At 69.6% G+C, this 15,922-nt stretch carries 11 protein-coding genes and 1 pseudogene; 6 read left to right on the top strand and 6 right to left on the bottom strand.

The genetic code is table 11. From position 1 onward, the window contains the following. The first annotated feature begins 20 nt into the window (after positions 1 to 20). The gene (locus tag PS271_RS01945) at positions 21 to 365 is read left to right on the top strand and encodes a DUF4190 domain-containing protein (protein ID WP_398379524.1); all 345 of its coding nucleotides are present in this window, start codon (positions 21 to 23) and stop codon (positions 363 to 365) included. A gap of 271 nt (positions 366 to 636) precedes the next feature. After that, a pseudogene (locus PS271_RS01940) lies at positions 637 to 774 on the top strand (alpha/beta hydrolase); the annotation flags it as partial. Positions 775 to 883: 109 nt separating this feature from the next. Here PS271_RS01940 and PS271_RS01935 read toward each other — a convergent pair. Beyond that, positions 884 to 1,948, bottom strand: coding sequence for an aldo/keto reductase (locus PS271_RS01935; protein WP_398379522.1), 1,065 nt, complete (start codon positions 1,946 to 1,948; stop codon positions 884 to 886). 117 nt (positions 1,949 to 2,065) lie between these two features. On the opposite strand from PS271_RS01935, the gene PS271_RS01930 reads away from it, so the two are divergent. From PS271_RS01930 to PS271_RS01915, 4 genes are all read left to right on the top strand, one after another. Beyond that, a complete protein-coding gene (locus PS271_RS01930; RefSeq protein WP_398379520.1) occupies positions 2,066 to 2,911 on the top strand; it encodes a helix-turn-helix transcriptional regulator in 846 nt (281 codons plus the stop codon). Between the two features lie 249 nt (positions 2,912 to 3,160). Then, positions 3,161 to 3,523, top strand: coding sequence for a site-specific integrase (locus tag PS271_RS01925; protein WP_398379518.1), 363 nt, complete (start codon positions 3,161 to 3,163; stop codon positions 3,521 to 3,523). 507 nt (positions 3,524 to 4,030) lie between these two features. Next, positions 4,031 to 4,537 carry a site-specific integrase gene (locus PS271_RS01920; protein WP_398379516.1) on the top strand — a complete coding sequence of 169 codons (507 nt, stop codon included), beginning with the start codon at positions 4,031 to 4,033 and terminating at the stop codon, positions 4,535 to 4,537. Positions 4,538 to 4,685: 148 nt separating this feature from the next. Further along, on the top strand, positions 4,686 to 5,270 hold the full coding sequence (locus tag PS271_RS01915) for a hypothetical protein (protein WP_398379514.1): 585 nt from the start codon (positions 4,686 to 4,688) through the stop codon (positions 5,268 to 5,270). Between the two features lie 782 nt (positions 5,271 to 6,052). Here PS271_RS01915 and PS271_RS01910 read toward each other — a convergent pair. The 5 genes from PS271_RS01910 to PS271_RS01890 all read right to left on the bottom strand — a co-directional run bounded on the left by PS271_RS01910 (position 6,053) and on the right by PS271_RS01890 (position 15,608). Then, positions 6,053 to 7,024, bottom strand: a complete 972-nt coding sequence (locus PS271_RS01910) for a spirocyclase AveC family protein (RefSeq protein WP_398379512.1) — start codon at positions 7,022 to 7,024, stop codon at positions 6,053 to 6,055. Then, positions 7,021 to 8,415 (bottom strand): FAD-dependent oxidoreductase, encoded by a 1,395-nt coding sequence (locus PS271_RS01905; RefSeq protein ID WP_398379510.1) that lies wholly within the window; start codon positions 8,413 to 8,415, stop codon positions 7,021 to 7,023. The genes PS271_RS01910 and PS271_RS01905 overlap by 4 nt, the downstream gene beginning before the upstream one ends. Next, the gene (locus PS271_RS01900) at positions 8,412 to 9,191 is read right to left on the bottom strand and encodes a hypothetical protein (protein ID WP_398379508.1); all 780 of its coding nucleotides are present in this window, start codon (positions 9,189 to 9,191) and stop codon (positions 8,412 to 8,414) included. The genes PS271_RS01905 and PS271_RS01900 overlap by 4 nt, the downstream gene beginning before the upstream one ends. Beyond that, a complete protein-coding gene (locus tag PS271_RS01895; protein ID WP_398379506.1) occupies positions 9,188 to 14,434 on the bottom strand; it encodes an SDR family NAD(P)-dependent oxidoreductase in 5,247 nt (1,748 codons plus the stop codon). Before PS271_RS01895 ends, PS271_RS01900 begins: the two co-directional genes overlap by 4 nt. Positions 14,435 to 14,570: 136 nt before the next feature. Further along, entirely contained in the window at positions 14,571 to 15,608 is a 1,038-nt protein-coding gene (locus PS271_RS01890; protein WP_398379504.1) for a Rieske 2Fe-2S domain-containing protein, read from the bottom strand. Between the last annotated feature and the right edge of the window lie 314 nt (positions 15,609 to 15,922).

Raw genomic sequence — 15,922 nt, 5'->3', positions numbered from 1 at the left:
CGGGACGGAAGGACGGGCCGATGAACGCCCAGGGAATCGAGAAGAACAGCCTGGCCACGGCCGCCGTGACACTGGGCATCATCGGCCTGTGCACCTCGGTCGTCTTCATCGGCGGCCCGCTCGCCGTGATCGGCCTGATCCTGGGCATCGCCGCGCTGACATCGGCCAAGCGGACCGGTGCTGGCCGGGGCAAGGCCGTCACCGCCGTGGTGACGTCGTCCCTCGCGATCGTGGTGTCCGGGCTGGCCGCCGTCTTCATGGTCTGGTACGCGAACAAGACGCAAGAGTGCTACCAGCCCGACAGTTTCCACCAGTACACGCAGTGCGTCCGCGAGCACCTGCACGGAAAAGGAATCGGAAACTGAAACGGAACTGAACGGCCTTCCCTTTCCCCACCGGTGAACCGGCTGCCCCCTCTCCTCGGCAAGGACGAGCATCATCGTGCCAAGCAGAAACACCCGCAAGGCTCCGCTATTCGCCGCCGGCCTCGCGGCGGCCACCCTTTCGGCACTGACGCCCGCAACGCCCTTCGCCGAGTCCACGGCATCCGCCGCCTCCACTGGCTCCACTGCCAAGGACCTTCCGCGGCAGTACACGCAGCAGAAGCTCCAGTGGAAACGCTGCGACGCCAAGGGCACCGTCGCCGGCGGCGAGGGACACGGCGTCCTCTACGCGCCGGACAGCAATCCCTGCGCGGACAAGGCCGTCACGGTCTACCTGACCACGGGCAGGCTCCCCGCCGAGGACCTGACCTGCCGGGCCACGGCCGGGTAGAAGGAGCAACCCCGCACCGCACGATTCCCGTCCCGGCACCTCCGGGCCGCCCGGCTTCGAGGGGCCGCCCGGCTTCGAGGGGCCGCCCGCCCCCCGGCCCGGTCAGGGGTCAGCCGCGGGCTTCGATCTTCAGGTCGCCCCGGGTCTGCGTGCGGGCGGAGTCGCCGGCGAGATAGGTGTGCGGGTAGCCGAGGGGAATCGCGCCTGCCTCATCGAGGCGGGCCAGGTGGGAGGCGCTGAGGTCGACCTCCAGGGCGCCCAGGTTGTCCTCCAGTTGTGCGGGGGTGCGGGCACCGATGATCGGTGCCGTCACACCGGGGTTCCGCAGGGTCCAGGCCAGAGCGACCTGGGCGGGTGTGCGGCTCAGCTCCGTCGCGACCTTCTTCACCACGTCGGCAACGGCGAGGTTGCGTTCGGTCACCCACCCCAAGGCGTGGTTGAGGCTCTTGCGGGTGCTTTCCCCGGATCCGGTGCTCGTCCCGGTCAGATCGTCGCGGCTGTACTTGCCGGTGAGCACCCCGCCACCCATCGGTGAATACGGGACCACCCCGAGGCCCATCTCTCCCGCCATGGGGATCAGGTCACGTTCCCCGGCACGCTGGATCAGGCTGTATTCGATCTGGAGGGCAATCAGGGGCGACCAGCCGCGCAGATCGGCGATCGCCTGCATGCGTGACACCTGCCAGGCCGGGGCGTTGGAGATCGCCACGTACAAGACCTTGCCCTGCCGGACCAGGTCGTCCATGCCACGCAAGATCTCCTCGACCGGCGTCGTGAAGTCCCACAGGTGCAGGTAGAGCAGATCGATGTAGTCCGTCTTCAGCCGCCGCAGACTGGATTCCACCGACGCGAACAGGTTCTTGCGGTGCGGGCCCCCGGAATTCGGATCGCCGGGCCGGCGCAGCGTCGAGTATTTCGTCGCAAGGACCAGGCTGTCGCGGTTGTCGCGGGTGAATTCGCCCAGCAGGCGCTCCGAGCTGCCATGGGTGTAGGTGTCGGCGGTGTCGATGAAGTTGCCGCCGCGCTCGACGTAGAGGTCGAACAGCTTGCGTGCGTCGTCCTGCCCGGCACCCCAGCCCCACTCGGTGCCGAAGGTCGCAGCGCCCAGCGCCAGCGGTGAGACCCGCAATCCGGAGCGGCCGAGAAGCCGGTACGTGTCGAGGGTGAGCGACATGATGTCCTCCTGCGCTTGTGATCCGTTGCCGGGAACGATTCTGTGACCGCGGAGAGCCGGAGGTAAGGGAAGAAGATTCCTGGGAACGCCAGTCCTACCCTGGTTGTTGGACCGGCCATGATGCCCCGCACCCCCACCCGCACCGTGGACAGGACACAGGAGTTGGCCGCGTTCTTGCGGACCCGGCGCGAACGCTTGAATCCGCACGATTTCGACCTGCCCTTGCGTCGGCGGTCCCGGCGGACCCCCGGACTGCGCCGCGAAGAAGTCGCCGATCTGGCCGGTGTCAGCACGGACTACATCGTGCGGCTGGAACAGGCCCGCGGGCTGCGGCCCTCGGCGGATGTGACGGAGGCGCTGGCCCGGGCACTGCGCCTGGCCCCCGACGAACGCGCCTACCTCTTCGACCTGGCCCAGCAGCGCCCCCGCAACGCCGACAAGCCCGCCACCACTGCGGCACCGTCGCTGGCCCGGCTGGTCGCCGACCTGTCGCCGCTGCCGGCCATGCTGATGAACCACCGCTACGACATCCTGGCCTGGAACGACGAAATGGCGAGGCTGCTCGTGGATTTCGACACCCTGCCACCCTCACAGCGCAATGCGATGTGGCTGTGCCTGATGCATCCGGAGCTGCGCGATTTCTACGTCGATCGCGAACGCGTCGTGCGGGAGGGAATCGCCCACCTGCGTGCCGCGTGGGCCGCGCATCCGGAGGATCAGGCGTTGACCGACCTCATCTCCGAATTCACCATTCGAGACGAGGATTTCGCGCGGCTGTGGGCCGAGCGGGACATCCAGGTCAGCGGCCGCGGGCGCAAGGTGATGCGGCATCCTGCCGTCGGTGTGATCGCAGTGGATTTCGAAGTGCTGATGCCACTTCAGGATCCGGACCAGCGATTGGTGATCTACCGCGCCACGGACGACGAGAGCCGGTCGGCATTGGACCGGCTGTTCGCGCGGTGATGGTGCCGTTCGGCAGCTTGCGCGGCCGGGCCCGGGTCGGCTGGTTCCTACGACTTCCCGCCTATCCCTGCACACCTGTCGCGTCTCATTCGTTGACTCGCGGTCGATGGAGCAGCACGAGGACCTTTCTGTATCTCCTGCACTCGGGCGAGTTGGCATGTACGGTCCCGAAGCATATTGCTGAGGTCCTTCTCCCGCGAGGGGTGGGAACAGTGGGGGCTGGACTACGAGCCGCTGATCCCTGAGCGCATGCCGGTTCTGATCGACGACGACCTTCGGTTCGAGGACGCGTCCGGACCGCGGGCCACCGTGCTCGCCAACACCTGGCTGCGTGAGCGGCCGGTCAACGGGGTTCCTGCGTGGCGTTCTTGGTGGGCGTACGTGCGGGCACTCCTGGCCTGGCTGGAGTTCCTCCAGCGGTACGGTGTGGATCCGTACGGCGCCCGCGACGAGCTCCGTGCTGCGCTCGGCGTCCTGGCCCAGTTCCGGCTGGCCGGGCCGCTCAAGGAGCGGTGGGACGTCGAGACCTGGAACCAGCGCGTGAACGCGATGTCCCGCTTCTACGGCTGGTGCGTGGACAACGAGCACTGCGCGAACGTGCCGTTCACCTAGTCGTGGGCCCGGCGCTTCACCGAGGCCGGCGGCCCCCGGGAGGTGCGGCGCAACAACGCCGTCCTCCGCCGGGCGCAGCGGCACGTGACGATGAAGTACCTGGAGGAGGAGTTCGCGGAGCTCTTCGTCAACGCTCTGACGGGACTCGGGCCGGACGGGATGCCGTCGGGGTTCCGTGGCCGGATGCTGGGGCGGAAACGCGGCCTTGGCCACGTTCGTCCTGTCGTCTGGGCTGAGGACTCAAGAATTCACCTATCTGTTGCGGTATGAGGTCCCCGGACTTCCGCCGCGGCGGACGCCGGTTCCGGTTCCGCTGCCGTTGAGTAGGGCGGTCACCAAGGGCAAGAAGGCCCGGGAGTCGTGGGTGATGTACGACGCTCTCGCGCGGATGCACCAGTACCTGGATCTGGACCGGGAGGTAGCCGCGAGCTGGGGTCTGTACATCCCGGGCAGGGGCCCGGTCTGGAGGTTTGTGATCCGGACTGGGAGGGCGGCCATGTCGAGGGCGTGCGCCGGTCGTGGCGGCTGGTCCTGCCGGAGGAGCGGCTGCGGCTGGTGGACGAGGCCGGGCGGTCGCCGCTGGTGGCCCTGCAGTCGACCGGCGTGCCGTTCACCGACTGGGACACCGTCTTCCGCTGGACCTCGCGGCGCATCCGCCGGGATTTCGAGCCGCGGTTCCCGATCGTGTCCGCCCATACCTTGCGCCACACGATGGCGATGGCCACCCTCAAGCGGCTCAGCCAGGGCTATTACGAGCAGGCCGCGCGGCTGGTGCTGGACACCGACGAGGACGCGGCGCTGGCGCTGTATCTCACGCGCACCGAGCCGCTGCTCGTGCTGCGCGACATCCTCGGTCACTCCAGCGGTCTGACCACGGAACTTTACGTGCGCTGCATGGACATGCGGCGCTTCTACCGCGAGGCGTACCTGCGTCAGGGCCGCGCCGCTGGCCTCGCTGATCCGGCCGCCGAGGCCGAGGCCGCCGCCGAGTTCACCGACGAGGAGAACCTCTGAAATTCCTGCCACCGTCCACCAGGATCCGCTGCGCGTCGACTTCGTCTTCCCCGACGGCCGACGTCTGACATGCCCGCTCGACGGCACCGAGGACGACGACCTGGCCGCCGAACTCTCCCGCGGGCTGCCCGGTCTCGTCCATCCGCTGGTGCAGGTCGCCGCGCCGCGCACCGCCAAGCGGTACGTGCGTGACCTGCGCAAACTGGTCACCGGCCTGACCGCACTCGGCCTGACCGGCGGACTGAGTGCGGTGACCGTCCCGATGCTGGTGCGGCTCGGGCTCGCCTCGAGCCCGAGCCATGTGGACCGGCTGCTGCGCGGCGAGCTGCCGCCCGGCGGGCGCTGTGACCTCAAGACCCTGGCAGCCGAGGCCGGGGTGACGCGGACCGGCTTCTACGCCAAGCGCAACCGGGACGGCGCCATGCGGCGCGGCCCGTACCAGCACTTGGCCGAGGAGTTCCAGCGTCGCCTGAAGGCGCTGCAGGACGCTGGAGCGGTGCCCGACCCTCGTGACGGCCAGACCGCCCGTCTCAAGCAGGACAATGTCGCCCTGCGCGAGCGTGCGTCCGCCCGGGACACTGAGATCGCCGAGCTGAAGGAGTTCCGGCAGCGGGCGCTGTCGCAGATCGCGGCCCAGCACGCCGAGCTTCAGCGGCTTCGCCGGCAGCTCGAAGGCGGCGCCGTACGGCGACTGCCCACGCCAGGCCGGGCGCCGCACGGTTCCTGCAGCTGATGTAAGGCCCGCAGCTTCGTAAGCACTGGCTCCAGCGGGAACGCCGGAACCCGGTAGTGAGCAGCGATGGTGCCGGTGGACGATGAGTAATCGGAGAATCTCCCTCGATCGATTCGGTGACAGCGGGTGAGATATCTATGGTCTTGGTGATCGCCGGTTTCGCTAACCGGGGTTCGTCGGCTATGTAAGGCTTCGGCCAGTGCATGCGCCATGGGGAGCTCGGTCCTGCGCTTCGAGCGGGCGGGCGCATGACGACGGGGCCGTACTGTTGCTCCGACCCAGGGGCCCGACTGCTTGTTGGCCTGCCTCCGGGCCTCGGTGAGGTTCAGGGTGCCGCCGTCGGCCTGGTCCGAAGCTCGAAGACGGCACCGTACGGCGCCTGCCCGTCCCAGGACGGGCACCGTTCGGCTCGTGCAGCTGAGATATGCGACGGAACGCCTGCCTTGGCCAAGGGTGCCAGGTCAGGAGGCCGACGCGTGCGGCGAGGCCGCGCAGCTCGGTGGTCGTCCGCCCGGAGACCAGACACTTCACCGCCGGACGGGCGCGGGTCTCTTCCGGTACGTGGTGCTCGGCGGCCAGGAGCGCGCGGATGCAGTCGTCCCGGCGGCCCGAGCGGGCGAAGGCGATGGCGACATCGGCGTCGTAGTGTGCGCGGCGCTCGGTGCCGGGCAGGTTTCCGGGCGTCTTCGCCTCGGCCCCGTCGAGTGCAGCCGCGGGCGACACGGTGGTGGTCAAGGCATTGAGGCGAGACCTTCATAGAGTATCCCCGTGCCCTGGACGGACTACAGGCGCAGGAAGGAAGGGGTGCCGGCAGGAATGCCCTGATGCCGCAGGGACAAGCTGACACCGACCAGCCAGATCAGCAGCGTTACGTGCGCGAACCCGATGCCGGCCAGCAGCCGAACCGCACCGTGACGAACTCCGCCTGACGGGGGTGTCCCAGCGAAGATGGCCACTTCCTGCCCGGTCATGCGGGGGCTCAGGATGAGCAGGACTGTGGGGATGACGAAGACGACCGGCCACAAGATGATCTCGGTGAGTGGGATCTGGTACCAATGGCCGCCGAACAGGGACAGCTCTGGCGGCGCTCCGACATAGGCGTAGGCACCGCTGCGGATGATCAGGGATTCGCCGAGAACCTCGACCATCATGGTGGGGACAACCACTGCTGCGGTAATGCGTGCCCGTCCCCAGCGGGGACGCAGCACAGAGATCTTGACTGCTATGGCGAGGGTGATCCAGATCAAGCCGATGAGCAGGGGAAAGAACAGACCGGTCGCGTAGATGAGCGGCTGCGGGGACGCCTCGGGCCCCCTCCAGCCCGGCAGGAACGGACCCCATCCGGCGACGTGATGAACAGCGCGGCTGTTGGCGAATCCCCACCCGCCGTAGTTGAGGATCGGGTCCATCCAGTGCGCGGTGCCGTAGCCGAGGAAGAGCGCCGCATGGATGGTGACGTGCCCCTTGCGCCGCACGTCACGGATGATCCACGCTGCACATACGGCCACTGCGGCAATGACGGCCAGCTCGCACACGGTCAGAACAGTGCGACGCGTCTGAGAGATCTCGTAGGTGCCGGTGACCTTCCGGTCCAGGCCCCCGCTGGCGAGCCAGTGGCCGATCACCCACATCTGGGCCGCCAGGAACACCGCGCCGGCCGCAGCCCACGCGAAGGCCGGAGTCCGGAACAGGCCGGGTGGCCGCACTTGCCGGGCCGCCGTGGCAGGGCTTTTGGTCTCGGGAGAGCGCTTCACGGAATCTCCTCCCGGCGGGAGCCCCCGGTAGTCCGGTGATGGTGCAGGTAGGCCCTCCCGATGCGGGCGAGAGAGCGGGGAGCCAGCAGTATGCCGGGCCCGGACAGCATGTGAGTAACGCTGATGAAGCGGGAGAACATCTCCGCGTCTCCGGCGAGGGAACACATCCACGCGTCCGCCGCCCTGCTCAGAAACCTCGACGGCAGCGGCTCCGGGCCTTCCTGCCAGCCGCGGTCCACCGAGGTGGACAGCAGCCACGGCCAGCGCAGCTGCCGCGCCTGACGCCTACGATAGGCGCACAAGGTCCTGCTGACGGGCTCTCCGCTGCGTTGTTCGAGCATGTGGCGGAGCAGGAACGCCTGCTGGGAGGCGACTGTGATGCCCTGTCCGTAGATGGGGTTGAACACGCAGTGGGCGTCTCCGACGACGATCAGGTTCTGCGGCCACCGCGGCACTCGGTGGTAGGCGTACCAGCGGTTCACGGTGTTGCGGTAGCAGTAGATGGGCGAGCGGGCCTGCAGCCGGGCGAGCATGCCGGTCACGTCCAGGCGCAGTGACCTGGCGAAGGCGGCGAACCCTTCCTCGTCTCCCGGCGGGTAGTCGCCGCCGTTGCCCTGCAGCGTGAACAGCACTTGGTTGTTCTCGATGCGCAGGCCGACGCAGCCGCGGGACGCCGACGGAAACCGGGTGAACTCGGCGAGGATGTCCCAGTCCAGGTACACCCCATCGGGGATCTCGTACAGGCGGGTTGCATAACCCAGCCGGGGATCGACCTGCGACACACGTGGACGGGACAGGCCGGACGCGGACAGCCAGTGCGGAAGGTGCGAGTTGCGCCCGCCGGCATCCACGACCACATCGGCCGCCACCCGGCGTACGTCCTCACTCGCCTGCTTCCGGCCGCGGCCGGCGACCAGCACCGCAACCGCCCTGCGTGCGGGACCATCCAGGTCCAGGCCGACGACCCGGCTGCCGTCCCGGTACGCCACCGCAGGCAGGGCCAGCACTCGTTCGCGCAGCGCCGCCTCGTAGCGGGGGCGGCTCACCGAGCGGCACAGCACCCCGCTGTCGACGGTCGGGGAGAACCCGGTGGGAAACAGCATCATCGTGCGCGAGCCGAAATCGAAGACGGGGACGTCCAGTTCCTTGAAGTCGTCCCAGATCCCGGGGAACAGCTCCTCGACGATCCGCTGGCTGCGGGCCAGCAGCAAGTGCGGGTGGCGTGCCTGTGGAACTCCGCTGCGCCAGGTGCGCGGCGCGTCCATGGAGTCCCGCTCGATCAGTGTGACCTGCGAGAAGTGGTCGGACAGCACCCGCGCCGCCAGCAGGCCGGAGATTCCCGCCCCGATCACCACCGCGTGCCCCAGCCCTTCATCGCCCCCGCTGCTCATGGTTTCTCCAGAGCGTGAGGGCGGGGTGCTGGCGCTGTGTGGGGGGCTGCCAGCAGGTGCACGGCGGTGGCTATCAGGCTCGCGTTGGCCGCCGCAACGATCGAGACGAGCGTGTCCGCGAGTGCCGAGTGCAGGGCTGTGATGGTGGGCCACACGAGCACGGCCAGAGGGCCGAGGCATCCCGTGCCGAGTACCGGCACGGCCAGCCATCGGCTCGGCACCGCCAGGTGCGGCTCGACCTTGGCATACCCCATGCCGACGACCGCTTGCGCGATGACCCACACCGCCGACCAGAACACGGGAACACCCCATATCCGCAGCGGCTGGTTCGCGCCCGCGTAGTGGCATAGGTCCACCACGTGCACCACGAACAGATCGAAGGCGAACTGGCCGAGGACCATGCCCCCCACGGCGAGCCAGAACTTCCTCCTGCGCCATGCCCCGGCGGCCGCCCGATACCCCACGTAGGCGACGCTGGGAAAGATCGAGGCGTAGGCGGCGAGTGCCCACAGGGGGGTGTCGATGCCGAACGCCCGGTAGAGCACAGGGCGTTCCTCAGACGGGGTGAAGGTCAGTCCGCTCAGCAGGCGCACTGCGGAATCCGTGAAGGTCGCCGCCACGCCGGCGCCCATCAGCACAGCCAGTGCCGTCCTGCCCTGCCGTGCCTCGCGCACCGCCCAAGCGCCCAGCACCACCGCCGTGACGATGCCGAGCGGGGCGACCACCGTATTGCCGAAGTGCCATTCGGCAGCGAAATGCACCGTCTCGCTGCTCATGATGGCTGCTCCTCCCGGTAGCCGAGGCGGTGCATGATCCACTCCGTGAGGCCCGCAGCGGTGGGCTTCATCCAGAGGATGCCGCTGTCGATGCTCATGCCGAGCGAGTTCTCCAGCAGCACTCTGAGCCGGACTGCGTTGAGCGAGTCCAGGCCGAGCGTGACCAAGGAGGTGCGGGGGGTGATGCGCATACTGGTGCCGCCGAGGATGTCCCGTACGCAGTCCATGACGTGGTCCTCCAGCAGTACTTGGCGTTCGGCGTCGCTCGCGGCTTCCCGCAGTGCGCGCGGCAGGCTGGAGCTGCCGTTCTGTCCCTGACTCTCGCCGAGCTGCTGGGCGAACAGCGCCGAGCGGGCCGCGTCCGGGTAGGGGGCGGTCCACTGGGCGAGGTCGATCGGGGAGTATGCGACGAGGTGGTGCCCGGCGGCCAGGATGCGCTCCAGTGCGTCGATGCCTTCGGTGGGCGAGATCATCGCAACGCCCCGCTCGGCCATGCCTTGTCCGGCGCCCACCTGACTCCAGGCGCCCCACTGGATCGAGGTCGCGGGCAGGCCCTGCGCACGCCGCCACGCGGCAAGCCCGTCCAGCCATGCATTCGCGGCAGCGTGCACCGCCTGCCCCGGCGAGCCCAGCAGGGAGGCGACGGAGGAGAACAGCACCCAGTGATCCAGTTCCTGGCCGGTGGTGGCTCGGTGCAGCGCCCAGGCCCCTTCTGCCTTGCCCCGCCAAGTGGCGTCGAACATCGGGCGGTTGATGCGGGCGATGGTCGCGTCGCTGAGGCTGCCGGCGCAGTGGAATACACCCCGCAGTGGCAGCCGGGTGGTCACCGCTTCCTGTACCGCTTCCTCCGCGACCCCGGTGGCACCGATGTCGCCCTGAAGGACCTCGACGTCCACTCCTGCCTTGCGTAGTTCTTCCACCTTCGCGCGAGCCTCGGCGGAGGGCCGGGTCCTGCCCAGCAGCACGATGCGTCCCGCCCCTTTCCCGGCCAGCCAGGCTGCGGTCAGCAGTCCCAGACCGCCCAGCCCTCCGCTGATCAGGTAGGAGCCGGCGGAGCGCACCAGGGCTTCCGGAGGAGGTGTGAGGGCCTCGGGGGCTCCGGGGACCAGCCGGAGGACGGAGAACCGGGTGCCCCGCCACGCGCACTCGATGGGCGGTCCGTTGTGCAGGAGTGTGCGGGCGATCGCGGCGGGCTGTGTGGCGTCGGAGTACTCCACCAGGCTGGCGGCCACCTTCGGGCACTCGTAGGCGGCAGTGCGCAGTACCCCGCGTAGGGCGTCGACCGTCGGGTCCGCGTTCTCACCGGGCCGGGCTACCCACAGCCTGCGCGCCTGCGGTAGCTCGTCGAGCAGCCGGATCGCCTCGACGGTACGCAGCGCGCGGTCCGCGGCCGTCCGCGGATCCACCGGCCGGCTGTTGCCCGGGTCGGCGACGAGGACCACGTCGGCCGGTTCGGCCGAGTGGAGGTGCTCGGGGGTCAGGCTCTGTCCGAGGGGCACGGTCACCAGTTCGCACTTGGCTCCCGCGTCTCGCAGTGCCTCGGATACGCGGGCGGCGGCCTGCGGCTCGTTGGTCTCGGCGATCACCAGCCAGCTCCGGGCGGGGGACGTCGCGGGCTCAAAGGGCTCGGTGGGCTCCCACCTCAGGTGGGAAAGGCGGGATGCGAATCGCTCTTCCGGCGGAGTGATGTTGGCCAGCCACAGACCTTCCACCTCCGCGACCACTGTGCCGTCCGCGAGGGTCAGCACGCCCGATGCCCGGCAGCGCATCTCGCCGGCCTCGTGCAGCATCACCCGTGCGGCCCGCGCGTGCCCGGTAGCGCCGTACACGCGCACCTCGTCGAACCCGGCGACGACGACCGGGCCCGGGGCGGTGGTGTACCGGCCCACCCAGACCGCGACCGCCGTCTGCACGAACTCATCGAGCAGGGACGGATGCAGGCGCATCATCCACGAGGAGACGCGCCCCTCGTTGGGAATCCGCAAAGTGGCGATCCCCTCGTCGGAGCTGGTCGACACTTGGACGCGCTCCAGGCCGTTGAAGGCCGGACCGTGCGTGATGTCGTGCCGCTCCCGGAACCGCGCGTACAGCTGCGACGGCGGGGAATCCGTCCAGCCCTCCGCGAGGGCAGCCGGGCCGCCCTCCCACTTGGACTGACGGCCGCCGCCCGGGGCGACGGCAGCGCATGCGTGGGTGATGGGCCCGTCGTCGGTGTGCGACAGCACCTCCACCTGTGCCTGCTCGCCGTCCCGGACCGCGCGGACGGTCACCAACGGCTCCGGGTCCAGGACCAGCGGCACCTTCAATACCAGGTCACGCACGCACAGATCGTCGGTGCCGAAGATCGCCGCCGCGGCGCCGAGCGCCATTTCGCATATCCCGGCCCCCGGCATGACCGGGACCCCCGCCACTTTGTGGTCGATCAGCCACGGTATCCGGGCGGGGCTGATGGGTGTCTGCCACAGATGCAGGCCGGAGCCGGCGGGGTCGGCGACGTGGCCGCCCAGGAGGCTGTGCTGCTCGGCTCCGACCAGGCCCGGGGCGACGAGCCGGTAGGGCGGGTCCTTGCGGTAGTGCACCCGGTGCCAGGACATGCCGGGCAACTCGGCCAGCTCCCCCTCGCCGTACCGGCTCGACCAGTCCACGGCCTGGCCGCAGCAGTGGACCGACGCCACGTTCGTCAGGAACGTCTCCACATCGTCGGTGCCGTGCCGCAGACTGCCCACCGCGTGCACGTCACGGACCAAGGCGTGCCGGGCGATGTCGCCCACAGCACGCACCGCCAGCGGATGGGGGGAGCACTCGATGAACAGGCGGTGGCCATCGGCGAGCGCGGCGGCACAGGCCCGGTCGAAGCGTACGGTGCGACGCTGGTTGTCGACCCAGTACCGGGCGTTCAGCAGCCCGGTGCCGCCGGGGTCGTCGGTGACGGTCGAGTAGAAGGCGATCTCCGGCTCCTGCGGCTCGATGCCGGCGAGCACATCGTGCAGCCGCTCCAGGATCGGGTCCATGTGCGCGGAGTGGGAGGCCACATCGACCTTCACCGGTCGTACCACCTCGCCCCGTTCCGTCCACAGCCTGATCAGCCGTTCGATCTGGGACGCGTCGCCCGAGACCACGGTTGCCTGCGGTGAGGTGACAACTCCGATCGACACCCCGTCCGCCCCCACGGCCGCCAGGTCCGCCTCGACGTGCTCGACGCCCAGCAGCACCGAGGCCATGGCGCCCCCGGCTGTCTCGGCGAGGAGCGCCGCGCGCCGCGTGATCACCGCCACCCCGTCGGACAGGGACAGCGCCCCGGCCACCACTGCGGCGGCCACCTCGCCCAGCGACTGGCCGATGACCGCGGCGGGGCACACCCCCCACGACTTCCACACCTCGGCCAGCGCCACCTGGACCGCGAACAGCACCGGCTGGACCTGGCCGACACCCGTCGGCTCCTCACCCCTGTGCAGGAGCGCGGTCAGGGAGAAGCCGCCCTCCCGGGCCATCACCGGCTCGATCCGGCGGATCGCCTCGGCGAACACCGGCTCACAGGCCATCAGTTTCCTGCCCATGCCCGCCCACTGGGAGCCCTGCCCGGTGAAGACCAGCACCGGCCCGGGATCGTCCCCCGGCAGCACGGCATGCCCGGCGACCGCACCGTCCGTGTCCGACTCGCCGGCCCAGGAACGCAGCCGTCCAACCAGGTCTTCCCGGGACGAGGCGACCACGCCCAGCCGCTCGCCGGCCGGCGAGCGGCGAAGTGCCAGGGTGTATGCGACGTCCCTGAGCGGCACCTGCCCGCCCGCACCGTCCAGCCAGTCGGCCAGCCGTGTCGCAGCGATCCGCAGCGCCGACGGGGAGGCCGCCGACAGGACAAACACGCGCTGCTGAGCCTTGTCGCCCGTCAGAGTTCGGCCGTGAACGGTAATCCGCGGGTCCGAGATGGGCCGCCGCACGGACTCCGGTGCCTCTTCCAGGAGCACGTGGGCATTGGTCCCGGAGATTCCGTACGAGCACACCGCCGCCGACCGGACCGCACCCGGCACCGGCCACGCATCGACCAGCTCGGTCGGCACGAACAGCCGTGAACCGGAGCCGGTGGGGATGGAGGGATGCCAGGCGGTGAAGTTCTGGTTGGGTGCGATCTGCCCGTGGCGCAGACACTGCACCGCCTTGATCAGCCCGGCCAGGCCCGAGGCGGGCTCGGAATGCCCGATGTGCGTCTTGACCGACCCCAGCGCGCACCTCCCTTGGCCCTGCCCGTAGACCGCGTTGATCGACGTGTATTCGATCGGGTCGCCGACGTAGGTGCCGGGCCCGTGTGCCTCCACCAGTCCCACCGTGCCCGGGTCGATCCCGGCGCGGGCCACCGCGGCACGGAACACGTCCTGCTGGACCAGCGTGGACGGAGCGGTCATCCGCTCGGACTGCCCGTCCGCGTTGACTGCCGATCCCCGGATCACCGCCAGCACCCGGTCACCGTCGCGTACCGCGTCCTCCAGCCGTTTGAGCAGCACCACACCGGCGCCCTCACCGCGCACATATCCGTCCGCACGCTCGTCGAAGGCGTAGCACCGCCCCTTGCGCGACAGCAGCCATTCGGCCTCGTAGTGCAGCCACTCCGGCGACGGCATCAGCAACGCCGCCCCGGCCAGCGCGGCATCACAGTCACCTGCTGCCAGGGCACTGCACGCCACGTGCACCGACACCAGTCCGGAGGAGCACATCGTCTCCACCACCATCACCGGCCCGCGCAGGTCCATGGCGAACGCCACCCTCCCGGCCGCGTTGGCCGGGAAGTTCCCAAAGGCGTAAACGACGTCCGGATAGTCCTCGACCGGCCGGGCATCCCGCAGCAGGTTGTCGGCGGCGTACATGCCCAGGTACACCCCTGTGCGCGACCCCCGCAGCCGGGCAACAGGGACCCCGGCATGCTCCACCGCCTCCCACGCGGTCTCCAGCAGCAGCCGGTGCTGCGGATCCACCGTGGCCGCCTCCAGCATCGCCACGGACAGAGCCTCCGGCTCCCAGGCCCAGATGTCCCCATCGACGAAGCAGCCGCGGTCATAGCGCTCGGCGTCATCCGGGTGCTGAAACGCCTTCAGACGCCGGGCGTCCCACCGGTCCGCAGGGACCCGGCTGACCGTGTCCCTGTCCTCCAGCAGAAGGTTCCACAGCCCCGCAGCCGACTCCACCCCACCCGGGAACCTGCACCCGATGCCGATGATCGCGACCGGTACCTGCCTCGACACTGCCATGCCCAGCCCCCTACTCCGCGATCGCTGTGCTGTGGACGAACCGGACGACCGGCATGCACCGCCCCTTTCACCGGCCGCGTGCCATCCCTGAGGTCTTCAACCCGCCACCTGGTACTCGGGCCGGACGCCGTGCGGTCTACACCGCCCCCGGGTCCGGGTAGAACTGGCTTGCCCAGTGGCGCAAGGAGCCGATGGGACCGTCACCCTTGGCCAGCCGGGGGCGCGGCTCGTACCGGCTGTAATGCCAGATGGGGCCATCTTTTGCGACGTCCTTGGCTGTGCTCCACAGGGCGGCCTGGTTCACTGCGCTTGCGAGAACTTTCAGCGGTACACGGGCCGTCCGGCCGCCGGGAAGCAGGGGCGGGCGGATCGCGACCATTGTGAGGACGCGGACCCGGACTCGGCCGGGATCGGTCGGGACGGGCAGGAGAGCTGCGAGGACGTGGACGGAGTCTCCCAGCCGGGCGGTGACGACCCCTGCCCCCAGGGCCCTGCCGTGTACCGATGTCTCCGAGGCGAGGGTGCGGCCGCCGGCCCACCGACGAGTGAGCCGATACCGGGCGGTGAAGTCCACTCCGTCGAAAGCAGGCGGGGTGATGACAGTGCAGGCCGCCTGGTGGAGTGCTCCCAAATGCCCGATGTCGATGAAGTTCTCGGTCACCATCTGGACGTGGCCGTTGAAGTCGGCGCTGACCCACCGCGGAGCGCTGACGCTCCCTTCCATGGCGGGAAGCTCCAACGGCTGCCAGGCGGGAGGCGTGCCGTGGTGGCCGTACCACACCCAGATCAGGCCGTTCTGCTCACGGACGGGCAACAGGGCCAGTCGAGCCCGGGGAGCGGACGTTCCGTAGCCGGTCCGCACGCACACGCCGTCAGGGGCGAAGGCGAAGCGGTGGAAGGGACAGACGAGATCGTCACCCTCCACCCTGCCGCCCACCCCAAGATGAGCCCCGAGGTGCGGGCAGTAGGGACGGATTGCCCTGGGACTGCCGTCGCGAAGCCGGTAGAGCACTGCGTCTTCGCCGGCCAGCCGCCGCGTGATGAGCCGGCCCGGGGCCACCTCGTCGGACGTCGCGAGGCAGTACCAGCCTTCGGGGCAGGGCAAGGCGGTGGCGAGGTCCGGGGACGGTGTCGGTGAACTGGGCGTGCGCCTGCTGAAGGTGATACGAACCATGGGCCGTCATCCTCGACATAGGGTTGTCCGTGTGGCGCCCTTAGCTAGCGTCTCAAGCCCTGCGATGCATCAGCCGTACCGCCCGGCAGCCACTACACCTACGACAATTCCGGGCGGACCGCCCCGCAGCACCGCCGACCGCCCACGGTCCCTCACCTCACCACCGGTCACAGGAGAGACCCCTCCGCCCCGAAGCGACGCAGACCGCTGCCTGGTACTTGGGGTCCAACACCGTGAGTTCTATACCGCTCCCCTCGGCGCACCCGAACAAGCCTGCTTAGGGGGCGCGCTTATCGGAAAGGGCGCCCCACGGC

Source organism: Streptomyces sp. SCA2-17 (assembly GCF_044336695.1).
Note: the sequence above shows the minus strand (reverse complement) of the source record. Positions and strands in the feature narration are given on the sequence as shown.

Coding starts and splice junctions, on each gene's coding strand:
- PS271_RS01930 (WP_398379520.1), top strand. CDS start 2,066: ATGATGCCCCGCACCCCCACCCGCACCGTGGACAGGACACAGGAGTTG.
- PS271_RS01945 (WP_398379524.1), top strand. CDS start 21: ATGAACGCCCAGGGAATCGAGAAGAACAGCCTGGCCACGGCCGCCGTG.
- PS271_RS01905 (WP_398379510.1), bottom strand. CDS start 8,415: ATGAGCAGCGGGGGCGATGAAGGGCTGGGGCACGCGGTGGTGATCGGG.
- PS271_RS01900 (WP_398379508.1), bottom strand. CDS start 9,191: ATGAGCAGCGAGACGGTGCATTTCGCTGCCGAATGGCACTTCGGCAAT.
- PS271_RS01890 (WP_398379504.1), bottom strand. CDS start 15,608: ATGGTTCGTATCACCTTCAGCAGGCGCACGCCCAGTTCACCGACACCG.
- PS271_RS01935 (WP_398379522.1), bottom strand. CDS start 1,948: ATGTCGCTCACCCTCGACACGTACCGGCTTCTCGGCCGCTCCGGATTG.
- PS271_RS01895 (WP_398379506.1), bottom strand. CDS start 14,434: ATGGCAGTGTCGAGGCAGGTACCGGTCGCGATCATCGGCATCGGGTGC.
- PS271_RS01925 (WP_398379518.1), top strand. CDS start 3,161: ATGCCGGTTCTGATCGACGACGACCTTCGGTTCGAGGACGCGTCCGGA.